Source organism: Streptomyces sp. HUAS ZL42 (genome assembly GCF_040782645.1).
Classification (GTDB): domain Bacteria; phylum Actinomycetota; class Actinomycetes; order Streptomycetales; family Streptomycetaceae; genus Streptomyces.
In genome coordinates, this window is the sequence record NZ_CP160403.1 from 6522806 (window position 1) to 6542351 (window position 19546).

At 69.4% G+C, this 19546-nt stretch carries 15 protein-coding genes; 9 read left to right on the top strand and 6 right to left on the bottom strand.

Annotated elements, in window-relative coordinates; all coding sequences use genetic code 11:
• Positions 1 to 22: 22 nt before the first annotated feature.
• The gene (locus tag ABZO29_RS29810) at positions 23 to 1399 is read left to right on the top strand and encodes an AbfB domain-containing protein (RefSeq protein ID WP_367323249.1); all 1377 of its coding nucleotides are present in this window, start codon (positions 23 to 25) and stop codon (positions 1397 to 1399) included.
• Between the two features lie 362 nt (positions 1400 to 1761).
• Here the strand turns inward: ABZO29_RS29810 and ABZO29_RS29815 are convergent, their stop codons facing one another.
• Complete coding sequence (locus ABZO29_RS29815; protein WP_367323250.1) at positions 1762 to 4767, bottom strand: response regulator; 3006 nt, start codon at positions 4765 to 4767, stop codon at positions 1762 to 1764.
• A 221-nt stretch (positions 4768 to 4988) separates the two neighbouring features.
• Between ABZO29_RS29815 and ABZO29_RS29820 the strand changes: the two genes are divergently transcribed.
• The 7 genes from ABZO29_RS29820 to ABZO29_RS29850 all read left to right on the top strand — a co-directional run bounded on the left by ABZO29_RS29820 (position 4989) and on the right by ABZO29_RS29850 (position 11790).
• Positions 4989 to 5678: a response regulator gene (locus ABZO29_RS29820; RefSeq protein ID WP_367323251.1), complete on the top strand. Its 690-nt coding sequence runs from the start codon at positions 4989 to 4991 to the stop codon at positions 5676 to 5678.
• On the top strand, positions 5675 to 6523 hold the full coding sequence (locus ABZO29_RS29825) for a glutamate ABC transporter substrate-binding protein (RefSeq protein WP_367323252.1): 849 nt from the start codon (positions 5675 to 5677) through the stop codon (positions 6521 to 6523). The genes ABZO29_RS29820 and ABZO29_RS29825 overlap by 4 nt, the downstream gene beginning before the upstream one ends.
• Before the next feature lie 345 nt (positions 6524 to 6868).
• Positions 6869 to 7645: an amino acid ABC transporter ATP-binding protein gene (locus tag ABZO29_RS29830; RefSeq protein ID WP_367323253.1), complete on the top strand. Its 777-nt coding sequence runs from the start codon at positions 6869 to 6871 to the stop codon at positions 7643 to 7645.
• A 61-nt stretch (positions 7646 to 7706) separates the two neighbouring features.
• The gene (locus ABZO29_RS29835) at positions 7707 to 8549 is read left to right on the top strand and encodes a transporter substrate-binding domain-containing protein (RefSeq protein WP_367323254.1); all 843 of its coding nucleotides are present in this window, start codon (positions 7707 to 7709) and stop codon (positions 8547 to 8549) included.
• Positions 8550 to 8629: 80 nt separating this feature from the next.
• Entirely contained in the window at positions 8630 to 9298 is a 669-nt protein-coding gene (locus tag ABZO29_RS29840; RefSeq protein WP_367323255.1) for an amino acid ABC transporter permease, read from the top strand.
• On the top strand, positions 9295 to 10170 hold the full coding sequence (locus tag ABZO29_RS29845; RefSeq protein ID WP_367323256.1) for an amino acid ABC transporter permease: 876 nt from the start codon (positions 9295 to 9297) through the stop codon (positions 10168 to 10170). The genes ABZO29_RS29840 and ABZO29_RS29845 overlap by 4 nt, the downstream gene beginning before the upstream one ends.
• 192 nt (positions 10171 to 10362) lie before the next feature.
• Positions 10363 to 11790, top strand: a complete 1428-nt coding sequence (locus ABZO29_RS29850; protein WP_367323257.1) for an aspartate ammonia-lyase — start codon at positions 10363 to 10365, stop codon at positions 11788 to 11790.
• 729 nt (positions 11791 to 12519) lie between these two features.
• On the opposite strand, the gene ABZO29_RS29855 is transcribed toward ABZO29_RS29850, so the two are convergent.
• From ABZO29_RS29855 to ABZO29_RS29875, 5 genes are all read right to left on the bottom strand, one after another.
• On the bottom strand, positions 12520 to 13374 hold the full coding sequence (locus ABZO29_RS29855; RefSeq protein ID WP_367323258.1) for a lysophospholipase: 855 nt from the start codon (positions 13372 to 13374) through the stop codon (positions 12520 to 12522).
• Between the two features lie 125 nt (positions 13375 to 13499).
• Positions 13500 to 14213: an ABC transporter ATP-binding protein gene (locus tag ABZO29_RS29860; protein ID WP_367323259.1), complete on the bottom strand. Its 714-nt coding sequence runs from the start codon at positions 14211 to 14213 to the stop codon at positions 13500 to 13502.
• The gene (locus tag ABZO29_RS29865; RefSeq protein ID WP_367323260.1) at positions 14210 to 15025 is read right to left on the bottom strand and encodes an ABC transporter ATP-binding protein; all 816 of its coding nucleotides are present in this window, start codon (positions 15023 to 15025) and stop codon (positions 14210 to 14212) included. The genes ABZO29_RS29860 and ABZO29_RS29865 overlap by 4 nt, the downstream gene beginning before the upstream one ends.
• Positions 15022 to 17049 (bottom strand): branched-chain amino acid ABC transporter permease, encoded by a 2028-nt coding sequence (locus ABZO29_RS29870; protein WP_367323261.1) that lies wholly within the window; start codon positions 17047 to 17049, stop codon positions 15022 to 15024. Before ABZO29_RS29870 ends, ABZO29_RS29865 begins: the two co-directional genes overlap by 4 nt.
• A 101-nt stretch (positions 17050 to 17150) precedes the next feature.
• A complete protein-coding gene (locus ABZO29_RS29875; RefSeq protein WP_367323262.1) occupies positions 17151 to 18464 on the bottom strand; it encodes an ABC transporter substrate-binding protein in 1314 nt (437 codons plus the stop codon).
• Between the two features lie 275 nt (positions 18465 to 18739).
• On the opposite strand from ABZO29_RS29875, the gene ABZO29_RS29880 reads away from it, so the two are divergent.
• The gene (locus ABZO29_RS29880) at positions 18740 to 19474 is read left to right on the top strand and encodes a hypothetical protein (protein WP_367323263.1); all 735 of its coding nucleotides are present in this window, start codon (positions 18740 to 18742) and stop codon (positions 19472 to 19474) included.
• Positions 19475 to 19546 lie beyond the last annotated feature (72 nt).

Genomic DNA, 19546 nt, shown 5'->3' on the forward strand with positions numbered 1-19546 from the left:
TCCTACGCCCCGGAGGCACCAGATGAGTGCAACCCCCCTCCCGTCGCGCCGGCTCTTCCTCGGCATGGCCGCGGCCGTGCCGCTGTCCACCACCGGCGTGCTGACCCTCGGCAGCCGGTCCGCGAGCGCCGCGACGGCCTACCCGTTCGTCATGGCCTACTTCACCCAGTCACCGAGAAACCTCGGCACGGACTACGGCCTGCACCTCGCGGTCAGCACCGACGCGCTGCAATGGATGCCGCTGAACCAGAACAACCCCGTCGTGACCCCGACCGCGGGCGACGGCGGTCTGCGCGACCCCTTCATCCTGCCCAAGCAGGACGGCACCTTCGTCGTCATGGCGACCAATCTGAAGGGCACCGACTGGACCAAGAAGACCCCGTACATCCACGTCTGGGACTCCGCCGACCTGCGCTCCTTCGACAACTACCGCCTGCTGAAACTGCACGACATGGCCACCCACACCTGGGCGCCCGAAGCCTTCTGGGACCCCTCCCGCGGCCAGTACGCCCTCATCTACTCGGCCGTCAACAGCAGCGGACACAACGTGATCATGGTGAACTACACAACGGACTTCCAGACGGTGACGGCACCGCAGGTCTTCTTCGACCCGGGCTACGACATCATCGACGGCACCCTGGCCAAGGACGTGAACGGCGTCAACTACCTGTACTACAAGGGCCGCAACAGCCTGGTGGGGGCGAGGTCCACCTCCCTCGCCCCCGGCAGCTTCACCCAGTTCACCTCGGGCCTGGCGCCGCAGGGAGGCATCGAGGGCCCGATCCTCGCCGAGGCCTCCGGCACCTGGTACCTGTGGGGCGACGCCAACGCGCTCTTCTACACCTGGCAGACCAACGACCTCTCCACCGGCACCTGGACCGCCACCGACCGGCGCGTCTACACCCAGCCGCTGAACTCCAAGCACGCCGACATCAAGCCGATCCCCCAGACGGTGTACGACAACATGGTCGCCAAGTGGGGAAGACCTGCCTGGAACCGGCTGAAGTCCTACAACTTCCCGGACAGATACTGGCGGCAGGTCGATTCCCTCGGCCGCATCGACCCGTACCCGTTCGACCCCTACACCGACTCGCAATGGAAACTGGTGCCGGGGCTGGCCGACCCCTCCGGCGTCTCCTTCCAGTCCCTCAACCAGCCGACCCGCTATCTGCGGCACTCCTTCTACCAGCTGCGGCTGGACACCAACGACGGCACCACGAGGTTCGCCCAGGACGCCACCTTCCACAGGACCGCCGGGCTCGCCGACCCGTCCTGGTCGTCGTTCCGCTCCCACAGCCACCCGGACCGCTACATCCGGCACTACAACTACGCACTGCGCATCGACCCGATCTCCACCGCCACCTGCAGAGCCGACGCCACGTTCTCCGTCTGGTACTGAGGCGACACGCACGCTCCGAGTGCGCCCGGCTCAGGTGGAGCTCACCCTCAGTGGCGATGAGGGGGTCTCGGGGTGGTGTACGTCGGTTGTGACGGGCCGGGGCGATTGGCTGTTGGCAAATGCGCCCAGTCTCGGGTCGCCGGCCGTTTCCCGGCCACCGCTCCTCGCCCCACCAAGCCGGTCGGTGTCGAGCACGTCCATGAGTCTCGTCCTCCCGTGTCACCCGGCCTTCCTTCGCATCCGCGAGTCACCGGGTCGACCACCGCCATCAGCACCGGCGGCGCGCCGACGAGGCATCGCCGACCTCATGACCGCCTCGATGGATCTCGATCTGCGGGTCGCGGAACAGGCCGATCGCACCCTCAGTCGGCCCGGCCCTTCCCGGTCAGGCCCCGAAGTTCGTCAACGGCCAGGCGCAGCTCGTGGTCGAGCCGGGCCAGCGCGTCATCGCCGGTCGACATCGGGGAGCGAGTGTGCGCGGCTTGTTCGAGGCGCCGGCAGAGGTCCGCGGCGCGGGAGGCCCCGACGGTGGCGCAGCTGCCCTGGAGGCGATGCGCCGCCATGCCCGCCGTGTGGAAGTCCCCCGAGTCCACGGCGTCCCGGAGACGCCGCAGGGTCTCCGGGGCCGCGGTGGCGAAGGCCTCGGCGATCTCGGCGACTGCCTCCGGGGGCATGTCCGACAGCTGTGCGGTGATCTCCGGTTCCTCCGGCCCGGTGGGCTCGCCGGTGCGCATCCCCGTCCAGACGGGGACCCGGGCGAGCACCTGCTGCCAGTCCACGGGTTTGGTGAGGTGGTCGTCCATGCCTGCCTCCAGACAACGGGTGCGGTCGTCCGGCATGGCCGCCGCCGTCATGGCGACGATCGCAGCGCGTTCACCGTCCGGCTGGCGCCGCCGGATCTCGGTGGTGGCCGCGAGGCCGTCCATCCCGGGGAGCTGGCAGTCCATGAGGACGAGGTCGTACCGGCCGTGGAGCGCCGACCGCACCGCCTGCTCGCCGTCGCCGACCACGTCGACATGGTGGCCGGCCCGCCGCAGCACCAGCTGGGCCACCTGGGAGCTGACTTCGTCGTCCTCGGCGACCAGGATGCGAACCGTCGTCTCCGCGGCGGTGGACGCCCGGTGCCCCGGCCTGGGCACGCTGTGCTGCACAAGGTCCGGGTGGCCCCCCTGGTCGCCATCCGTACCCAGGGTGTTCTCGACCGCCGCCAGCAGTCGGCGGCGGCTCACCGGGCGGGTGACCGACTGGACGGCCCGCTCCTGCGGCCGGGAGGCGGCCGGCCACGCGGCCCCGGTGCGTCCCGGGCTGAGCAGCACGATGACACCGGTGGCACCGAGCAGGGGGTCGGTGAGGACGGCTTCGGCGAGCGAGCCGCCTCCGTCGAGCGTCATCTGCAGATCGATCACGGCCAGGTCGAAGGGTGTCTCGTCGGCAGCCGCGCCGCGCAGCGCCGCCAGGGCAGCCGCCGCGTCCGCCGCCTGGTCCACCGCCAGACCCGCGCCGGTCAGCATGCGGTCGGCCAGGGCGCGGCTCTCGTCGTCCGCGTCCGCGATGATCACGCGGCGGCCGTCGAGCTGTCCGGTGGCCGGGGCGGTCCAGGTGAGGACGGGCACCGGCAGGGTCACCCAGAAGCGGCTTCCCACTCCCTTCACGCTGTCCAGCCCGATCCTGCCTCCCATCAGCTCGACCAGCTGCTGGCTGATGGCGAGGCCCAGACCGCTGCCGCCGGTGCGGCGGGTGATGGGGGAGTCCAACTGGCGGAAGGTCTCGAAGACGCGGTCGCGGTCCTCGGGGCCGACCCCGATGCCCGTGTCGGTGACGGTGAACCGCAGGACCGCCGGGTCGGCGGCAGGTGGACCGCCCGGCGCGGAGGCCGGCCCCTCCAGCGCGACCTCCAGGTCGATACCGCCCTGGACGGTGAACTTCAGCGCGTTGCCGAGGATGTTGGTCAGCACCTGCCGGAGCCGCACCGGATCGCCCAGGACGTGCTGGGGCAGGTCCTCGGCGAGGTGCAGCGTGAGCCACAGCCCCTGCCGGTGGGCGTTCGGGGCGAACGGCGCCACCACTTCGTCGCACAGCCGCGGCAGGTCGAAGGGCACGGCCTCGATGCGCAGCCGGCCGGCCTCGATCTTCGACAGGTCGAGGAAGTCGTCCAGCAGACGCAGGAGGTTCTGCGCGGACTCCTGCACGGTGCCCGCGTAGTGCCGCTGCTCGTCGTCCAGCCGGGTGTCGAGCAGCAGGGCGTTCATCCCGAGGACGCCGTTGATCGGCGTGCGGATCTCATGGCTGACCTTGGCCAGGAACTCGGACTTCGCCGCTGACGCGGTCACGGCCTCGTCCCGGGCCCGGGCCAGTGCCTGCGCGTACCGTGCCAGGGTCCGCTGCGCCCGCCGACGGCCGCGGCTGGTGTGGATCTGGAAGACCAGCCCGACCAGGATCAGTGCGGCGAGGAGGGCCGCGACGGTCAGCACCCGGTTGCGCAGCCGTCCGGCGGAGGCCAGCGCCTCGCCGGCGGGCACCTCCGCGGTGACCGTCCAGCCGATGCCGGGAATGGGCCGGGAGGCCGACAGCACCAGCCCGTCCAAGCCGCGCTGGGTGGTGAAGAGCGTACGGCCGGCCAGTGCCGCGTCCACCCGAGGGTCCTCGCGCAGGGAGGTGAGCGCGTACAGCTTGCCCCTCGGGTCGGCCACCAGGACACCGGTCTGGTCCGTGATGAGCAGTTGGATCCCCTGGGCCGCGGCCGCCTCCGAGGCGAAGGTCTGGATGGCGTCCAGGCTGTAGACGACGGCCAGGATGCCGACCTGCCGACCGCGGGAGTCCCGGATCGGGGCTGCGACGGCCACCGCCCGCGACACGCCCCGCATGGCGGGCGTGTACGCCTGGGACACATAGGCCTGTTTCTGCCTGCTGACCGCGCGGTACCAGTCGGTGCCGCGCACGTCCGATACCAACTCGCTGGGCGGTTGCGCGCCGATCAGCCGTCCGTCGGCACGGGTGACGATCACGCCGCTGATGCCGGCCCGCATCCGCGCCAGTTCCCGGAGGGTGTCGGCCAGGGCCGGCCTGGGCGTGCCGGAGCCCGGCGCGACGGCGGAGCGGACGCCCGGTCGTTCGGCGTACGCGCTGACGAGCTGCTTCAGCGAGCCGATCTGCTGCTCCACCACGACTTGGCTCACCGAGGCCGTCGTCTGGACCCGGTCGCGCACCTCACTGCGTACCGCCTGATCGGACAGCCTGATGCTGGACGAGGTCAGGAGGCCGAGCGGAAGCAGTCCGAGCAGGACCCACAGCAGGGCCACCGCCAGCAGCCAGCGCAGGTCGCCGTCACCGCCTCGACCGGACCGTGCGGACGCGCGCCGTCCGGTCACGGCAGATCGCCATCCCAGCGCGCTCACCTCCGGCGGAACGGGTGGACCTAACAGTTGTGCCGCGGTCGTGCGGCGAGTGTTGCCAGATGCTAATGCGGACCGTCAACAATTGGCGCGACGCCGTGAGCACAAGGAACAAAAGGCCCAGGACACGCCCCTCGGTCCGGAATCCTGTGGCCCTGCAGCGTCGGCATGGCCGCCACATCGGGAGGAGCATGGCGATGGCGGTGACGGACATCACCCTTCTCATCGTGGATGACGACCCGGTCGTCACCGCCACCCTGCGTGCGCAGGTCAACCGCATTCCCGGTTTCAGGGTGGTGGCGATCGCCCACACGGGCCGCGAGGGGTTGGCGGCGGCACGCCGCTTCGCTCCGCACCTGATACTCCTGGATCTTCATCTGCCCGACATGCCGGGGCTCGACATGGCGCACCAGCTCCACCAGCCCGGGCGTCCGTCGCCGGACATCATCGTGATCTCGGGCCGGAGGGACTCGGCCGCCGTGCGCGCGGCCATGCAGCGCGGCGCCCTGCACTACCTGGTCAAGCCGACCCGGACCGGGACGGTGGAGCAGACGCTCAACCGGTACGCGGCGGCCTTGGCGCACCTGTCCTGGGGCGAGCGGGCGGTGGAACAGCAGGAGATCGACCGGATCTTCCGCTCGCTGCACCTCGACCCGGTCAACCGCCCCAAGAAGGTCTCGGCCCCCACCGAGCAGTCGATACTCGATGCGCTGGCCGCCGCCGAGTCGGACCTGTCGGCGCAGGAGACCGCCGAGGCGGTGGGGATCAGCAGGGCGACCGCCCGGCGATACCTGGAGTACCTCACCGAGCAGGGGCAGGTCGAGGAGAGCCTGCGCTACGGCGCGACGGGCCGGCCCCAGCACCGCTACCGCCTGTGGGCGCCGTGATCGTCCGCAGAACCGTGCTGTCCGCCCTGGGTGGTCTGGTGCTCGGTGCCTGCGGCCCGGCGGGCCGGGACGGCTCCGTGGCACGGTTCCCCAAGGACTCGACCATGGCCCGCATCAGGGAGCGGGGCGTGCTCACCGCCGGCATCAAGTTCGACCTGCCGCTGTTCGGGTACAAGGACCCCTCGACGGGGTGGATCACCGGTTTCGACGCGGACATCGCCCGCATGGTGGCCCAGGACCTCACCGGCAGTGAGCACAACATCCGGTTCATCGAGACGATGCCCCGCAACCGGGAGGACTTCCTCGACCGGGGCGTGGCGGACATCGTCGTGGCCACGTACTCGATCAGCGACGAGCGCCGCAAGCTGGTGGACTTCACCGACCCCTACTACCACTCGGGGCAGGACGTACTGGTCCGCAGCACGGACACGGACATGCACACCGTCGCCGACCTCCTCGGCAAAACGGTGTGCACGGGCGCCCGTTCCACCCCCCTGGAGCGGCTGCGGGCCCGGCTTCCGCAGGCCCGGCTGGTGGTGGTGGACAACTACAGCGAGTGTGTGTCTCCCCTGCTTGAGGGGCGGATCGACGCGATCAGCACCGACGACTCGATACTGCTGGGGCTGATGAGCGAACACCCGGACTCCCTACGGCTGCTGGGCAGCCCCTTCGGCGGGGAGTCGTACGGCATCGGTGTACGCCGCGGCGACAGCGTCTTCCGTGACTATCTCAACGGCCTGATCCGCCGTTTCCTGACCGACGGGCGCTGGGACGAGGTCTTCAGGAACACCATCGGCGTGATGGGCGTGTCCCCCAGGACGGCCAAACCGACGCCCTCACGCTGAGCACAGCCACACAACTCCCTTGCGGCGACAAGCCGCTCCCACGGGGGCCGCGGGCCCGGGCTTCCGCATGCCGGATCCCGCCGGAACGCCAGGCGAACACCCCGACTCCGTACGGCTGCTGGGCAGCCCCTTCGGCGGCGAGCCGTACGGCATCGGTGCGCCCGGACGTCGTGAGTGCGCGCCGTCCGCCGGGCCGGACGGCCGCATCGATGCCTCCAGCGCCCTCGCGCTGAGCACAAGGCGCACAAGTCCCTTGCGGCGAAAAGCCGCTCCTACGGTATCGCCATCGCCACCGGGAACGGCATCGCGGAGGCGGATCACCAGCAAAGGGAGAGGCGTGTGCCCATGACCAAGAACCTGCCGGCAGGACGGCAGCAGGAGGCGAACACCCATCTGGTGGTGCTCGACAAGGTCAACAAGCACTATGGCCGACTGCACGTTCTGCAGGACATCGACCTGGCGGTGAGCCGGGGTGAGGTCGTCGTGCTGATCGGACCTTCCGGGTCCGGCAAGTCCACTCTGTGCCGCACCATCAACCGGCTGGAGACCATCGACTCGGGCATCATCATGATCGACGGCACGCCCATGCCCTCCGAGGGCAGGCAACTGGCGCGGCTGCGCGCCGAGGTCGGCATGGTGTTCCAGGGGTTCAACCTCTTCGCCCACAAGACAGTCTTGGAGAACGTCACCATCGCCCCGGTGAAGGTCCTCAAGCAGGACCGGAAGGCCGCCGAGCAGCGCGCCCGCGAACTGCTCGACCGCGTGGGCATCGCCAGCCAGGCCGACAAGTACCCCGCCCAGCTGTCGGGAGGTCAGCAGCAGCGGGTGGCCATCGCCCGGGCCCTGGCCATGGACCCCAAGGTGATCCTCTTCGACGAGCCGACCTCCGCGCTCGACCCGGAGATGGTCAACGAGGTGCTGGACGTGATGACGTCCCTGGCCCGCGACGGCATGACGATGCTCGTGGTCACGCACGAGATGGGCTTCGCCCGCCGGGCCGCAGACCGCGTGGTGTTCATGGCCGACGGCCAGATCGTGGAGCAGAACAGCCCCGACGCCTTCTTCTCCCACCCGCGCAGCGAACGCGCCAGGTCGTTCCTCGACAAGATCCTCACCCACTGAGCCGGCCCTCGCGCCGACGCAGCCACGCCTATCCACTCACAACGGGAACCAGGGGTTCACCATGTCCAAGAGACTGATCGCTGCCGCTCTCACCACCGTGATGGTCGCGCTGGGCACCAGCGCCTGCGGGGGCGGTAGCGAAAGCAACAGCAACGCGTCCGTCGTCGACAAGGCCAAGAACGACAAGAAGCTCGTCATAGGCGTGAAGGCCGACCAGCCGGGCCTGGGACTGCGCACCCCCGACGGCAGTTTCAAGGGCCTCGACATCGACGTGGCCACCTATGTCGCCGAGGCCCTCGGGGTGGACGCGAAGAACATCACCTTCAAGGAGACCGTCTCGGCCAACCGCGAGGCGTTCCTGGAGCAGGGGCAGGTCGACATGGTGGTGGCCACCTACTCCATCACCGACGCCCGCAAGGAGAAGGTCTCCTTCGCCGGGCCGTACTTCGTGGCGGGCCAGGACCTGCTGGTCCGCTCCGACGACAAGTCCATCACCGGCCCCGAGTCGCTCAACGGCAAGAAGCTGTGCTCGGTCGCGGGCTCGACCTCCGCCCAGAAGATCAAGGACGCCTTCGCCAAGGATGTGCAACTCCAGGAGGAGCGCAGCTACTCGGCCTGCGTGGACCGGGTGCTGGGTGGTCAGCTCGACGCGATCACCACCGACAACGCCATCCTGGCCGGCTACGCGTCGCAGCACCCCGGCAAGCTCAGGCTGGTCGGCAAGACCTTCAGCACCGAGAAGTACGGCATCGGCCTGAAGAAGGACGACAAGAAGGGCCGGGACGCGATCAACGACGCCCTGAACAGGATGTTCCTCGGCGGCAGTTGGAAGGCCGCGGTGCAGTCCAATCTCGGACCGTCCGGATTCCAGGTCCCCGCGACTCCGCTCCTCGACCGGTACTGACAGCAACCGCTGGACGGCGGGCAACCGGCGACGGCAGGCAACCGCCCGGCCCTTGCCCGCCCCGACGAAGTAAGGCCCTGATGGACGCACTGATAGCCGAGCGAGGGACGATCCTCGCCGCGTTCTGGATGACCCTGCGACTCACCGTTTTCAGCGCGCTCGGCTCTCTCACCCTGGGTACCGTTCTCGCGGGCATGCGGGTCTCCCCGCTTCCGGTACTGCGCGCCGCGGCCCGGGTGTACGTGACCGTGGCACGCAACACACCGCTCACTCTGATCCTGCTGTTCACCAGCCTGGGTGTGGGCGCCAACCTCGGTGTGGAGTTCTCCGACCGCATCGACACCAACAACTTCTGGCTCGCCGTCGTCGGCCTGACCGCGTACACGTCGGCGTTCGTGTGCGAGGCCCTGCGGGCGGGCATCAACACCGTCCCCCTGGGGCAGACGGAGGCGGCACGGGCGGCCGGGCTGAGCTTCGTCCAGACGTTGCGGCTCATAGTCCTGCCCCAGGCGTTCCGTGCGGTGATCATGCCGCTGGGAAGCATCCTGATCGCCCTGACCAAGAACACGACCATCGCCCTGGTGGCGGGTGTCGCGGAGGCATCCGTCCGGATGCGGGAGATGATCGAGGTGTATGGCGACCAAGTGATCCAGATCTTCCTCGGGTTCGCCGCCGGCTTCGTCGTGCTGTGCCTCCCGACCGGCCTGTTCTTCGGCTGGCTCTCCCGTCGCCTGGAGGTGGCCCGATGAGCCACGCGAACCTGTACGAGGTCCCGGGCGCGCGGGGTATGCGCCGCAACCGGCTGCTGGCCGCGGTCTTCGCCGTCGCGCTGGCCGGCCTGGCGTACGTGATCTACACGCGGTTCGACGCCAAGCAGCAGTGGGACGCGGAGAAGTGGCGGCCCCTGCTGCGGGGCGAGGTCTGGACGACCTTCATCGTGCCCGGCCTGCTCGGCACGCTCCAGGCCGCGGCGCTGGGCATCGTGTTCTCAGCCGTCTTCGGGCTGGTGTTCGCCACAGCCCGGCTGTCCGAGCACCGTTGGATCCGCGTCCCCGCCGCGTCGATCGTGGAGTTCTTCCGCGCGGTCCCCTTGCTGTTGCTCATCTTCTTCGCCTTCTTCGGCTCCTACGCGATCATCGGGGTCAACGTCTCCCCGTTCACCGCCGTGGTCTTCGGCCTCACCCTGTACAACGGCTCGGTCATCGCGGAGACCCTCAGGGCGGGCGTGAAGAGCCTCCCGTCGGGGCAGAGGGAGGCGGCGCAGGCGCTCGGCATGCGCAAGGGCAAGGTCATGCGCCTCATCCTTCTACCGCAGGCGATCACCGCGATGATGCCGGCCATCGTCAGCCAGTTCGTCGTGCTGCTCAAGGACTCCGCCCTCGGGTTCATCGTCGGCTACGACGAGCTGGTCGACCGCGGCCTGAACGGAATCGCCGCGAACTTCTCCAACGTCATCCCGGCGGCCATGCTGGTGGCTTCGATCTTCATCCTCCTCAACATGGCGCTCGACGCCGTCGCCCAATGGCTGCGGCGCAAGATCGGCAGCGGCCGTAGGACGGGGTCCACGAAGGGCGGCGACACCGCCGTCGCTCCGGCGGCCGAGCCGGTCGGTTCCGTCTGACCCGAACCCCCGGCCGAGCGGTCGCAGTTCGCGGACCCGCCCGGGTCGGCGGCGTGGGGTTCCTCACCCGCCCCGGGCCGTTCCGCCGCGTCGACGGCTCATCTCCCCAACGGTCGGCTGGACGTCCCAGCGGCACCACGCCGGCCATCACCCCAAGCCTGGCCCTCGCGGCCGGATTCAGGAGTACGCATCATGGCGGAGGACCCGTTCCGCATCGAGCACGACCTTCTCGGGGACGAACCCGTACCGCAGTACGCCTACTTCGGCATACACACCCTCCGGGCGGTGCACAACTTCCCCATCACCGGCATCCGCATCTCCGCCTACCGCGACCTGGTCAACGGCCTGGCAGCGGTCAAGCAGGCCGCGGCGGCGGCCAACCGCGACCTGGACCTGCTGGACCCCGCGAAGGCCGAAGCGATCATCAGCGCCTGTGAGGAGATCCGCTCCGGAAGGCTCCACGACCAGTTCGTCGTCGATGTGTTCCAGGGCGGCGCGGGCACCTCCACCAACATGAACGCCAACGAGGTCATCGCCAACCGGGCACTGGAGCTCCTCGGGCACAGCCGCGGCGAGTACCGGCACCTGCACCCCCTGGACGACGTCAACGCCGGGCAGAGCACCAACGACGCCTACCCCACCGCCCTCAAGGTCGCCCTGCACGAGACCACTCAACGCCTGGAGCGTGCCATGGCCACACTGCGGCACGCCTTCGAGACGAAGGCCGAGGAGTTCGCCGACGTCGTCAAGACCGGCCGTACCCAGCTGCAGGACGCGGTGCCGATGACCCTCGGCCAGGAGTTCGGGGCCTACGCGCAGACGCTGGGCGAGGACGAGCAGCGCCTCGCCGAGGCCCGTGCCCTGCTGGGGGAGATCAACCTGGGCGGCACCGCGATCGGCACCGGTCTCAACTCCCACCCCGACTACGCCGCACTGGCCTGCGCGCATCTGCGTGACATCACCGGTCTGGAGCTGTCCGTCGCCCCCGACCTGGTCGAGGCCACCCAGGACGCCGGTGTCTTCGTCCAGTTGTCCGGTGTGCTCAAGCGCATCGCGGTCAAGCTCTCCAAGACCTGCAACGACCTGCGGCTGCTCTCGTCCGGCCCGCGTGCCGGCCTCGGCGAGATCAACCTCCCGCCGCGACAGGCGGGCTCCAGCATCATGCCGGGCAAGGTGAACCCGGTCATCCCCGAAGTCGTGAACCAGATCGCCTTCAAGGTCATCGGCAACGACATGGCCATCACCATGGCCGCCGAAGCCGGTCAGCTCCAGCTCAACGCGTTCGAACCGCTCATCGCCCACTGCCTGTTCGAAAGTCTCACCAACCTGCAGGCCGGCTGCCTGACCCTGGCCGAGCGCTGCGTCGTCGGCATCACCGCCAACCGGGAACACCTCCACGCCGTCGTCCACAACACCATCGGCATCATCACCGCCCTCACCCCGCACATCGGCTACGCCCAGGCCAGCGCCGCCGCCCAGGAAGCACTCACCACACACCGCTCGGTGGCCGAGGTCGTACTCGGACGAGGACTGCTGTCCTCCGACGAACTGCACCGCCTGCTCCGCCCCGAGGCCCTGGCTCGCCCCGGGGGCCACGACTTGCAAGCATCCACGATGTGATGCTGCGCATGGAGGGCCCGCCCGGTTGGCGGGAGGTCACAGAGCGTCGTCGGATCCGGCGACGGCTCGTGTTCATGTGTTCTCGCGCGCCCGTCTGACGGACAGAAAGGATGATCTCGAAATCGGAGAGCAACGCGCTGAGTCTGCGGTCGGCGTGGCGCCGCACCCACAAGGCCACGCCGAGCACGGGCGGTGCGGCCGCCGTGCGTCTCCGCCGGGCATATCGGCGCCTCATCGACGCACCGGTCACCCCGCGCCCGCAGCGGCGGGCGGTTGAGTGCCTACGGCAAAGAGGTCACCATCACTGACCCCGTCCCACGTGACGAAGCCGAGGCCGATGTCGTGACGGTGAAGCCGCAGCCGTCCCGGGCCGAGGTCCACTGGGACTGCCCGTCCGGCTCCCCCCTCGGGCGAAGACGACGGGCCTTCTCGTCGGTAAGGCACTCCGCTTCGTGAGAGTTCGAGACCACGACGCCCAGCCCGCCTCGCCCGACCTGCCCGAGCACCCGGACACCCCCATCCGCCGTCTTCAACGAGGCCACTGGTCCGCTGCGGGCCCGTGATGTCTGCGAAGCCTTCGACCGCGACCTGATGCCCAAGAACATCGAAGGCACCCGCGTCAAGCTGAAACGCTCCGTCGCATCCTCACCGAGATCGACACCGGCAGCTTCTCCAGGAAAAGCAGTAACCGACCAAGGCCCGCGACCAGCACTGTCTCCAGCGCCGGGGTCAGCGGGCGAGGACGCGGTTCAGCCAGGCCAGCAGGTCGCTGACGATCTCCTGTTTGTTGGTCTCGTGGAACAGCTCGTGCCGGGCTTCGGGATACCTGAGATAGGTCACGTCGATGAGGCCGGCCTCGCCGTAGCGTTCGACAAGCAAGTCGCTGCGTGAGAGTTCGGCGTTCAGTGGGTCGTGATCCCCGACCAGGACGCAGATGGGCAGATCCGCCGGGATGCCCTTGGGCTGGGCAAGTGACGCCGAGGCTATGGTGATGTCAGCCATGCCCCGGGCGTCGAGGCTGAAGCCGCACATGGGGTCGGCGAGGTAGGCGTCGACGGCCGGTTCGTCCCGGCTGAGCCAGTCGAACGGCGTGCGGCTGGGCTGGAACGCCTCGTTGAGCGCGAGCAACGGGTCTCCTCCCTCCGCGGCCTGTTGCGCCTGTGCCGCGAGCATGACGTCGACCGCAGTGGTACCGGCGAGGGCGAGTGCGTCGATCAGGTGGGCGTGGTCCAGGACGTACTGCTGCGAGGCGAAGGAACCGAGGCTGTGTCCGAGCAGCACCAGGGGCAGGCCGGGGTGCTCCTCGCGGATGGCCTCTGAGAGGGTGACCATGTCACTGACGAGTCGGTTCCAGCCGTCGTCGCCGAGATGACCGGGCTCGGCGTGCCTGCTCAGCCCGTGTCCGCGGTGGTCGTTGGCATAGACGGCGTAGCCCTGAGCGGTCAGTGCTGCCGCGAGTGGGGCATAGCGGCCGGCGTGCTCTCCCATGCCGTGGGCGATCTGGACGACGGCTCGCGGGGGCGTCTCCGGCTTCCATTCGTGCACGTGGATCTGGACGCCGTCTTCGCTTTCGAAGGTGAACATCGGGTTCCTTGTCTTGGGTACGCGGGCAGCTCTGAGGGTCCGGCCGAGTTGTGGAGGGTGGGCCGGCCCGAGCGGTTCAGGCTCACGGCGGTTGTGGTGTACGGCGGTTGTGGCCGCCGGCCGGGTCAGGCGTACTGCTCGCCGAGGTAGCCGGCGAGGATCCGGGACTGGTCGGCCCGGAGTTCCCGGGCCGCGGCGTGCGCGGTGATCTCGCCGTGGGAGAGGACGTAGCCGCGGTCGGCCATGTCGAGGGCGAGGCCGACGTGCTGTTCGACGAGCAGTACCCCGCAGCCGGTGTCGTCGGCATAGCGCCTGACGATGGGCAGCAACTCCTCGACGATGATGGGTGCCAGGCCGAGGCTGAGCTCGTCGAGCAGGAGCAGCTTGGGGCCGCGGGCCAGGGCCCGTCCCATGGCGAGCATCTGTTGCTCGCCGCCGGAGAGCAGTCCCGCCTTGCGGTCCTGGAGGCGGGACAGGGCGGGGAAGTAACGCTGGGCGGCCGCCTGGTCGAGGCGCTCGCCCCGGTGACCGAGGCGCAGGTGTTCCGCCACCGTGAGGCCGGAGAAGATGCCTCGTCCTTCCGGAACGTGGGCGATGCCGAGGCGGGCGCGGGTCGCCGCCGGGATCCTGCCGAGGTCCGTTCCGTTGAAAGTGATCGTGCCGGCAAGGGGGCGCAGCAGCGCGGAGACGGTCTTGAGCGTGGTGGTCTTCCCCGCTCCGTTGGCCCCGAGGAGGGCGACGACCTCTCCCGCGCCCACTTCGAGGTCGATCCCGCGGATGACAGCGGCTCCGTCGTATCCGGCGGTGAGTCCGGCCACCTTCAGGACTGGGGTGCTCATGGTGTCTCCGGTGTGCTGGTGAGGGCCTTGGCGGAGCCACCGGCCGAAGTGCCGGACGCGGTGGCGGGCTGGACGGCGGATGCCCCGAGGTAGGCGGTCACGACGGCGGGGTCGGTTCGGACCTGTGCCGGTGTCCCGGAGGCGATCACCTTGCCGAACTCCAGGACGACGACGTGGTCGCAGATGCCCATCACGAGGCTCATGTCGTGGTCGATGAGGAGCAGCGCGGTGCCGGCCTCAGCGACCGCGCGCAGTCTGCGTCCGAGTTCGGCGCTCTCCGTCGTGTCCAGGCCGGCCGCGGGTTCGTCGAGACAGATGATGCGGGGGCGGGCTGCCAAGGCCCGTGCCACACCGACGAGTTTGCGTCTGCCCTGGGACAGTTCGTGTGCCGAGGCGTCGGCCAGGTCCTCGAGTCCCAGGGCCGCGAGGGCCTGAGGGACAGCGGGGTTCGGGGACGGGCGGCGGCCGAAGGTCTCGCCGAGCGTGGTCCACCACCTCGAAGGGTCCGCCGTGACCTGGAGGTTCTCCGCGACCGTGAGGTCTTCGAAGAGTTCGCTGCTCTGGAAGGTGCGGGCGAGCCCTCGGCGGGCTCGTACATGGGGCGGCCGTCCGGTCAGGTCCTTGCCATCCAGTTCCACCCTTCCCCGGGCGGCGACGAGACCCGTGACCGCGTCCACGAAGGTGGTCTTGCCGGCCCCGTTGGGGCCGATGAGCCCCACGAGTTGGCCCTCGCCGACCTCCAGGGAGACATCGCTGAGCGCGTGGACGCCGCCGTAGCTGACGCCCAGCTGCTGGACAGAGAGCACGTTCACGGTGCGACCTCCTTGGCGTCGGCAGTGGTACGGCCGAGGTGGATCTCCGGGGAGCCGACGGCGGATGCGTTGTCGGCCGGTGGTCCGGTCGTGGCCGCCGCGCGTCTCGCCCTCTTCGCCGTCCCCCGGCGGTGGGCGGCGCCCGCGATGCCGTCGGGGTTGGCGATCAGCGTCACGATCAGGGAGACGCCGCCGAAGAGCAGGGCCCAAGTCCCCTTGATCCCGAACCACTTGTCCAGCGCATGGGGCAGCAGCGCCTCGGTGGACATCAGCCCCGCGATCACGGCTCCGGACACCATGGTGATGCCGCCGATGTAGGCGAAACCGATCAGGCCGAGGGCGGCCAGCGCGGTGAACCGGGCGGCGCTGACCGAGCCGAAGTTGTAGCCGTAGAGGGTGCCGGCGGCGCTGGCGATGAAGGAACTGATCGTGAACGCGGCGATCTTCACGGCCCGCACGTCGACACCGGCTGCCGCGGCGGCGCGCTCGTTGGAGCGGACGGCGAGCATCCGCCGGCCGAGCCCGGTGCGCCTGAGATGGGCGACGTACAGTCCGAGGGCGACGGTGACGGCCAGCACGAGGAAGCCGAACATGGGGCTGGGTTCGTTGCCGTCCAGGCCGCGGAAGTCCGCTTTCGGTCCGAGGTCGATCCCGAACAGGCGCGGCGGGGGTACGGACACTCCGGCCGTTCCGCCGAACGAGGTGTTGTTGAACAGCGCCTGTTCCATGGCCAGGGCCGCGGCCAGGGTGACGACGGCCAGGCTCACTCCCCGCACCCGCAGGGCGGAGACGCCCGCGGCCACTCCGAGCAGTGTGGCCAGCACCATCGCGCCGAGGGCGGAGAACGGGAACGGGATCCCCCGCCGGACCGAGAGGTGGGAGAGGACGAAACCCGCGGTTCCGGAGAGCGCGAGCTGCATCACGGAGATCTGTCCGACGTAGCCGGTGATGACGACGTAGGACAGGACGATGACCATGCCGATCAACGAGTTCGTGAGTGCCTGGCGGAAGTCGAACGGGAGCACTATCAGTGCGGCGGCGGCGACCGCGGTGGCCGTCAAGGCGGGGCGTAGCAGTCGCTCGGGCAGGGGCACCGCGGGCAGTCGCTGTTCGACGAGTTCACCGCGGCGCGGCAGACCGGCACCCCGCACGTACAGGGCGACGACCATCAGGGCGAAGACGAGGAGCTGCTGGAGGCCGGGCATGGCGTTGCCGTTGTCGGTCGGGAACCAGCTCTGCGTGGACAGGTAGTACACGATCGACTGGAGCACTCCGATGAGGATGCCCGCGGTGCAGGCGATCCACAGCGACGTGAACCCGGCGAAGAGGGCGGCGGCCAGGGCCGGGACCACCTGCAGGGGGAGCGTCATGGAGTCGACCTGCACGATGGGCGCGGCCAGGACACCGAGCAGCCCGGCGACCAGGGCGGCCAGGAGTGTGTTGGCCATCGAGACGCTGTTGGGCGACAGGCCTGCCAGAAGAGCGGCCTGTTCGTTCTCCGAGGCCGCGCGGGTGGCCAGGCCGAAGCGGCTCCACCGGTACAGGGCCCCGAGGACCAGGGCGATCACGACGACCAGTCCGGCCAGGACGAAGCGGTCGGAGGGTGTGGTGATGCCCAGCATGGTGACGGTGCCGGCCGGAAGGATGCTCGGTGCCTGCTGCGGCTGCACCCCGAAGACCAGGAGCACGGTGGCCTGCAGGGTGAGCAGGACGCCGAGGGAGGCCGCGAGTTTGGCCAGGGGCGAGACGGTGCGCAGCGGCTTGAAGACCGCCACCTCTGTGAGCACTCCGACGGCGAGCGCGACCGCGAGGGCCCCGGCAAGAGCGGGCCCGACGGGCAGCGTGAGCCCGAAGAAACCGGTGGTCAGGGCCCAGAAGGCATAGGCCGAGGCCATGGCGACCGCGCCGGTGGACAGGTTGATGATGCCCGAGCCCCGGTAGGTGACCACCACGCCGAGCGCGATGCCGGCGATCAGTGCCCCCTGGCCGAGGCCGAGCACGGCGAAGAGCAGGATCTGTTCCAATTCATGACTCCTGTCATGAGTCCGCACATCCGCGAGTCCGCGCTGCTGAGGCTGCGTCCTGCGAGGGCTGCGACCTCAGCGGCGGCGGGGCGGGCGGGGGCTCACTGGGGCGGGCGGATCCAGTCGGTCAGGGGCTTGAACTCGCCCTTGCCTTCGTACTGGTAGAACCTGGCCTGGTCGTTGCAGACGGCGGGGGCGTCCGGGTACTTGCCGCACTCGACCTCGGCGGCGCCCATGATGACCGGCCCGGGGAACTTCTTGAGCTGTTCGGTCACCGACGCGGGGGTGATCTTGTCCGGGCTGATGGCGTTGAGCACCTTCGCGTACGTCAGGATCGTGCTCCAGCCCAGCGGCGCGAAGACCTTGGACTGATCGCCGTTGCCCAGCCCCGCCTGCGCCGAGGCCTTCAGGAACGCCTTGGAGTCGGCGGCCGAGGAGTCCATCGGCAGCGTCTGGGCGACGCCGTACGTCCAGGTGGGCAGGTCCCCTCCGAGCCCCTGGGCGACATCGGGGGACATGCACAGCGGCGTGGAGACCACCGGCTTGGTGACATTGAGCTGCTTCAGTGCCTTGGCGATTCCGACGCATCCGCCACCGATGGAGATGGGGACCACGACATCCGCGGTGTTCGCCCCGGCCGCGGTGACCGGGCCGATCAGATCGGTCGACTGCGCGTCGAATCCGACGGACTTCACCTTCAGACCGGCGGCTTTCAGACCCTTCACCGCCGCCCCGGAGGCGATCTTGTCGCCGGGCGTGCTCGTGTGGATCACCGCCGCGGTCTTCGCCTTCAGCACGTCACGGGCGTACGTGCCCCAGGTGCCGAAGATGTGCGGCAGGTCGCCGAACGTGCTGAAGGTGTTCTTCGCGGTGGGCATGGTCGGGCCCGTCGCCACTCCGACCAGCACGGGCTTCTTCCCCGCGATCACGGAGTTGAAGGAGGCGTCACCGAGGTAGAGATTGCCGACGCCGATGGCGGAGATTTCTTTGTCGCCCAGCAGTTGCTGGCCGCACTTCTGTCCCTCCTCCTCGGCGGACACCACCGTGCAGACGTTCAGCTTCAGCGGGTGCCCACCGATGCCGCCCAGTCTGTCGTTGACGTACTTCACCGCGGCACGGGCACCGAGGGTGGCTTCGGGGTTGCCGCCGGGGCCGCCTTCGACGTTCACCCAGCCCAGAGCGACCGGGTCGAGGCCGGCGTCGGCCTTGCCCGCCTTTCCGCCGACGTAGCCGAGGTAGTCGGTCACGACGTCACTCGCCGAGCGGGAGTCCGAAGTCGCGGAGGAGCCACCTCCCAAGGCGCCGGACGACGAGGGTGCGTTGGTGCCCGATCCGCTGCATGCGGCGACGCCCAGCAGGGGCGCCATGGCGGCGGAGACGAGGCCGAGTCTGAGGGGGCGTGAGATTGCGGGCATGCGGGATCCTCCAGGATCGGAAAACGGCAGGGCGGTGCCCGGCACGGCATGCGGGGAGGGCGCGGAAGGCGGAGGAGGGCAGGAGGGCGCACCGGGGTGACCGGTGCCTCGGACCAGCCCGAGGAGCTTCGAAAGGCCAGGCGATCGGCGCTTTCGAGTTTCGTAACTTTCTTACGGATCGGGAATCTAGGTGTACGCTGGCGCCCTGTCAACGCCCCGGTTCACACCGAATTAACGATCATGCAATGGGAGGGAAGGACATGACGGAGCACGCCGTGAGACGCAGACTCCCTCGGCGCTCACCCGAAGAGACCCGGGCCCTCATGCTGGAAGCGGCCACCAAGCTCGTCTGCGCCGGCGCCTCCGACACGAGCGAGGAGGCTGTCTCCGCAGCCCTTGCTCACATCCGCGTCAAGCGGGTCACCGAGGAAGCCACCCGCATCATGCGGGAGAGGCTGGGCGACGACACGGCACCGGCGATCACGACCGGATCCATCTACCAGATCTGGCCCGCCCAGGCCGACTTCCAGGCAGATCTCCTCTTCCACCTCACCAGCCGACAGGCCGAACTGGTCCCGGGGCTGCCGGAGAGCATCCGCCGTTTCAAGGAGGCGGTCGACGCCGGCACGACCTGGCAGGAGGCACTCAACGACGTCCTGACGGACAACCACGAGAACCACCGCGTGGACCCGATCTACCGTGTGCTGCTCGGCTTCTACGCCAGTGCCGCCAACCCACGCGTCCGCGATGCCCTGGGACACTACGGCGAGTCGTTCACCGAGGTCGCCTGCGAGGCGTATCAGGCGCTGCTGGACGCCTACGGGCTGCGCATGCGCGCGCCCTACAAGATCGAACACCTCGCCACCACCATCGCCGCCCTGCTCGACGGCTTCCACATGCGCTGGATCGCCGGACATCCCAACCTGGAGGACCCGGAAGGACGGGACCGCTGGTCCCTCGCCACCCGGGCCGCGGTGATGGTGTTCGACCAGTTCACCGAACCGGCGTAGGTGGGCGCGCACGTCCATGCGTCGATGAGCGCGGAGCGTCTGCGCATCGGATCGGCAATCTGCTGCGGACGG

What these genes read in the sequence shown, in the direction of transcription:
- ABZO29_RS29855 (WP_367323258.1), bottom strand. Translation starts at nt 13,374, where the DNA reads ATGTTCACCTTCGAAAGCGAAGACGGCGTCCAGATCCACGTGCACGAA.
- ABZO29_RS29835 (WP_367323254.1), top strand. Translation starts at nt 7,707, where the DNA reads ATGTCCAAGAGACTGATCGCTGCCGCTCTCACCACCGTGATGGTCGCG.
- ABZO29_RS29820 (WP_367323251.1), top strand. Translation starts at nt 4,989, where the DNA reads ATGGCGGTGACGGACATCACCCTTCTCATCGTGGATGACGACCCGGTC.
- ABZO29_RS29860 (WP_367323259.1), bottom strand. Translation starts at nt 14,213, where the DNA reads ATGAGCACCCCAGTCCTGAAGGTGGCCGGACTCACCGCCGGATACGAC.
- ABZO29_RS29850 (WP_367323257.1), top strand. Translation starts at nt 10,363, where the DNA reads ATGGCGGAGGACCCGTTCCGCATCGAGCACGACCTTCTCGGGGACGAA.
- ABZO29_RS29810 (WP_367323249.1), top strand. Translation starts at nt 23, where the DNA reads ATGAGTGCAACCCCCCTCCCGTCGCGCCGGCTCTTCCTCGGCATGGCC.
- ABZO29_RS29875 (WP_367323262.1), bottom strand. Translation starts at nt 18,464, where the DNA reads ATGCCCGCAATCTCACGCCCCCTCAGACTCGGCCTCGTCTCCGCCGCC.
- ABZO29_RS29845 (WP_367323256.1), top strand. Translation starts at nt 9,295, where the DNA reads ATGAGCCACGCGAACCTGTACGAGGTCCCGGGCGCGCGGGGTATGCGC.
- ABZO29_RS29840 (WP_367323255.1), top strand. Translation starts at nt 8,630, where the DNA reads ATGGACGCACTGATAGCCGAGCGAGGGACGATCCTCGCCGCGTTCTGG.
- ABZO29_RS29830 (WP_367323253.1), top strand. Translation starts at nt 6,869, where the DNA reads ATGACCAAGAACCTGCCGGCAGGACGGCAGCAGGAGGCGAACACCCAT.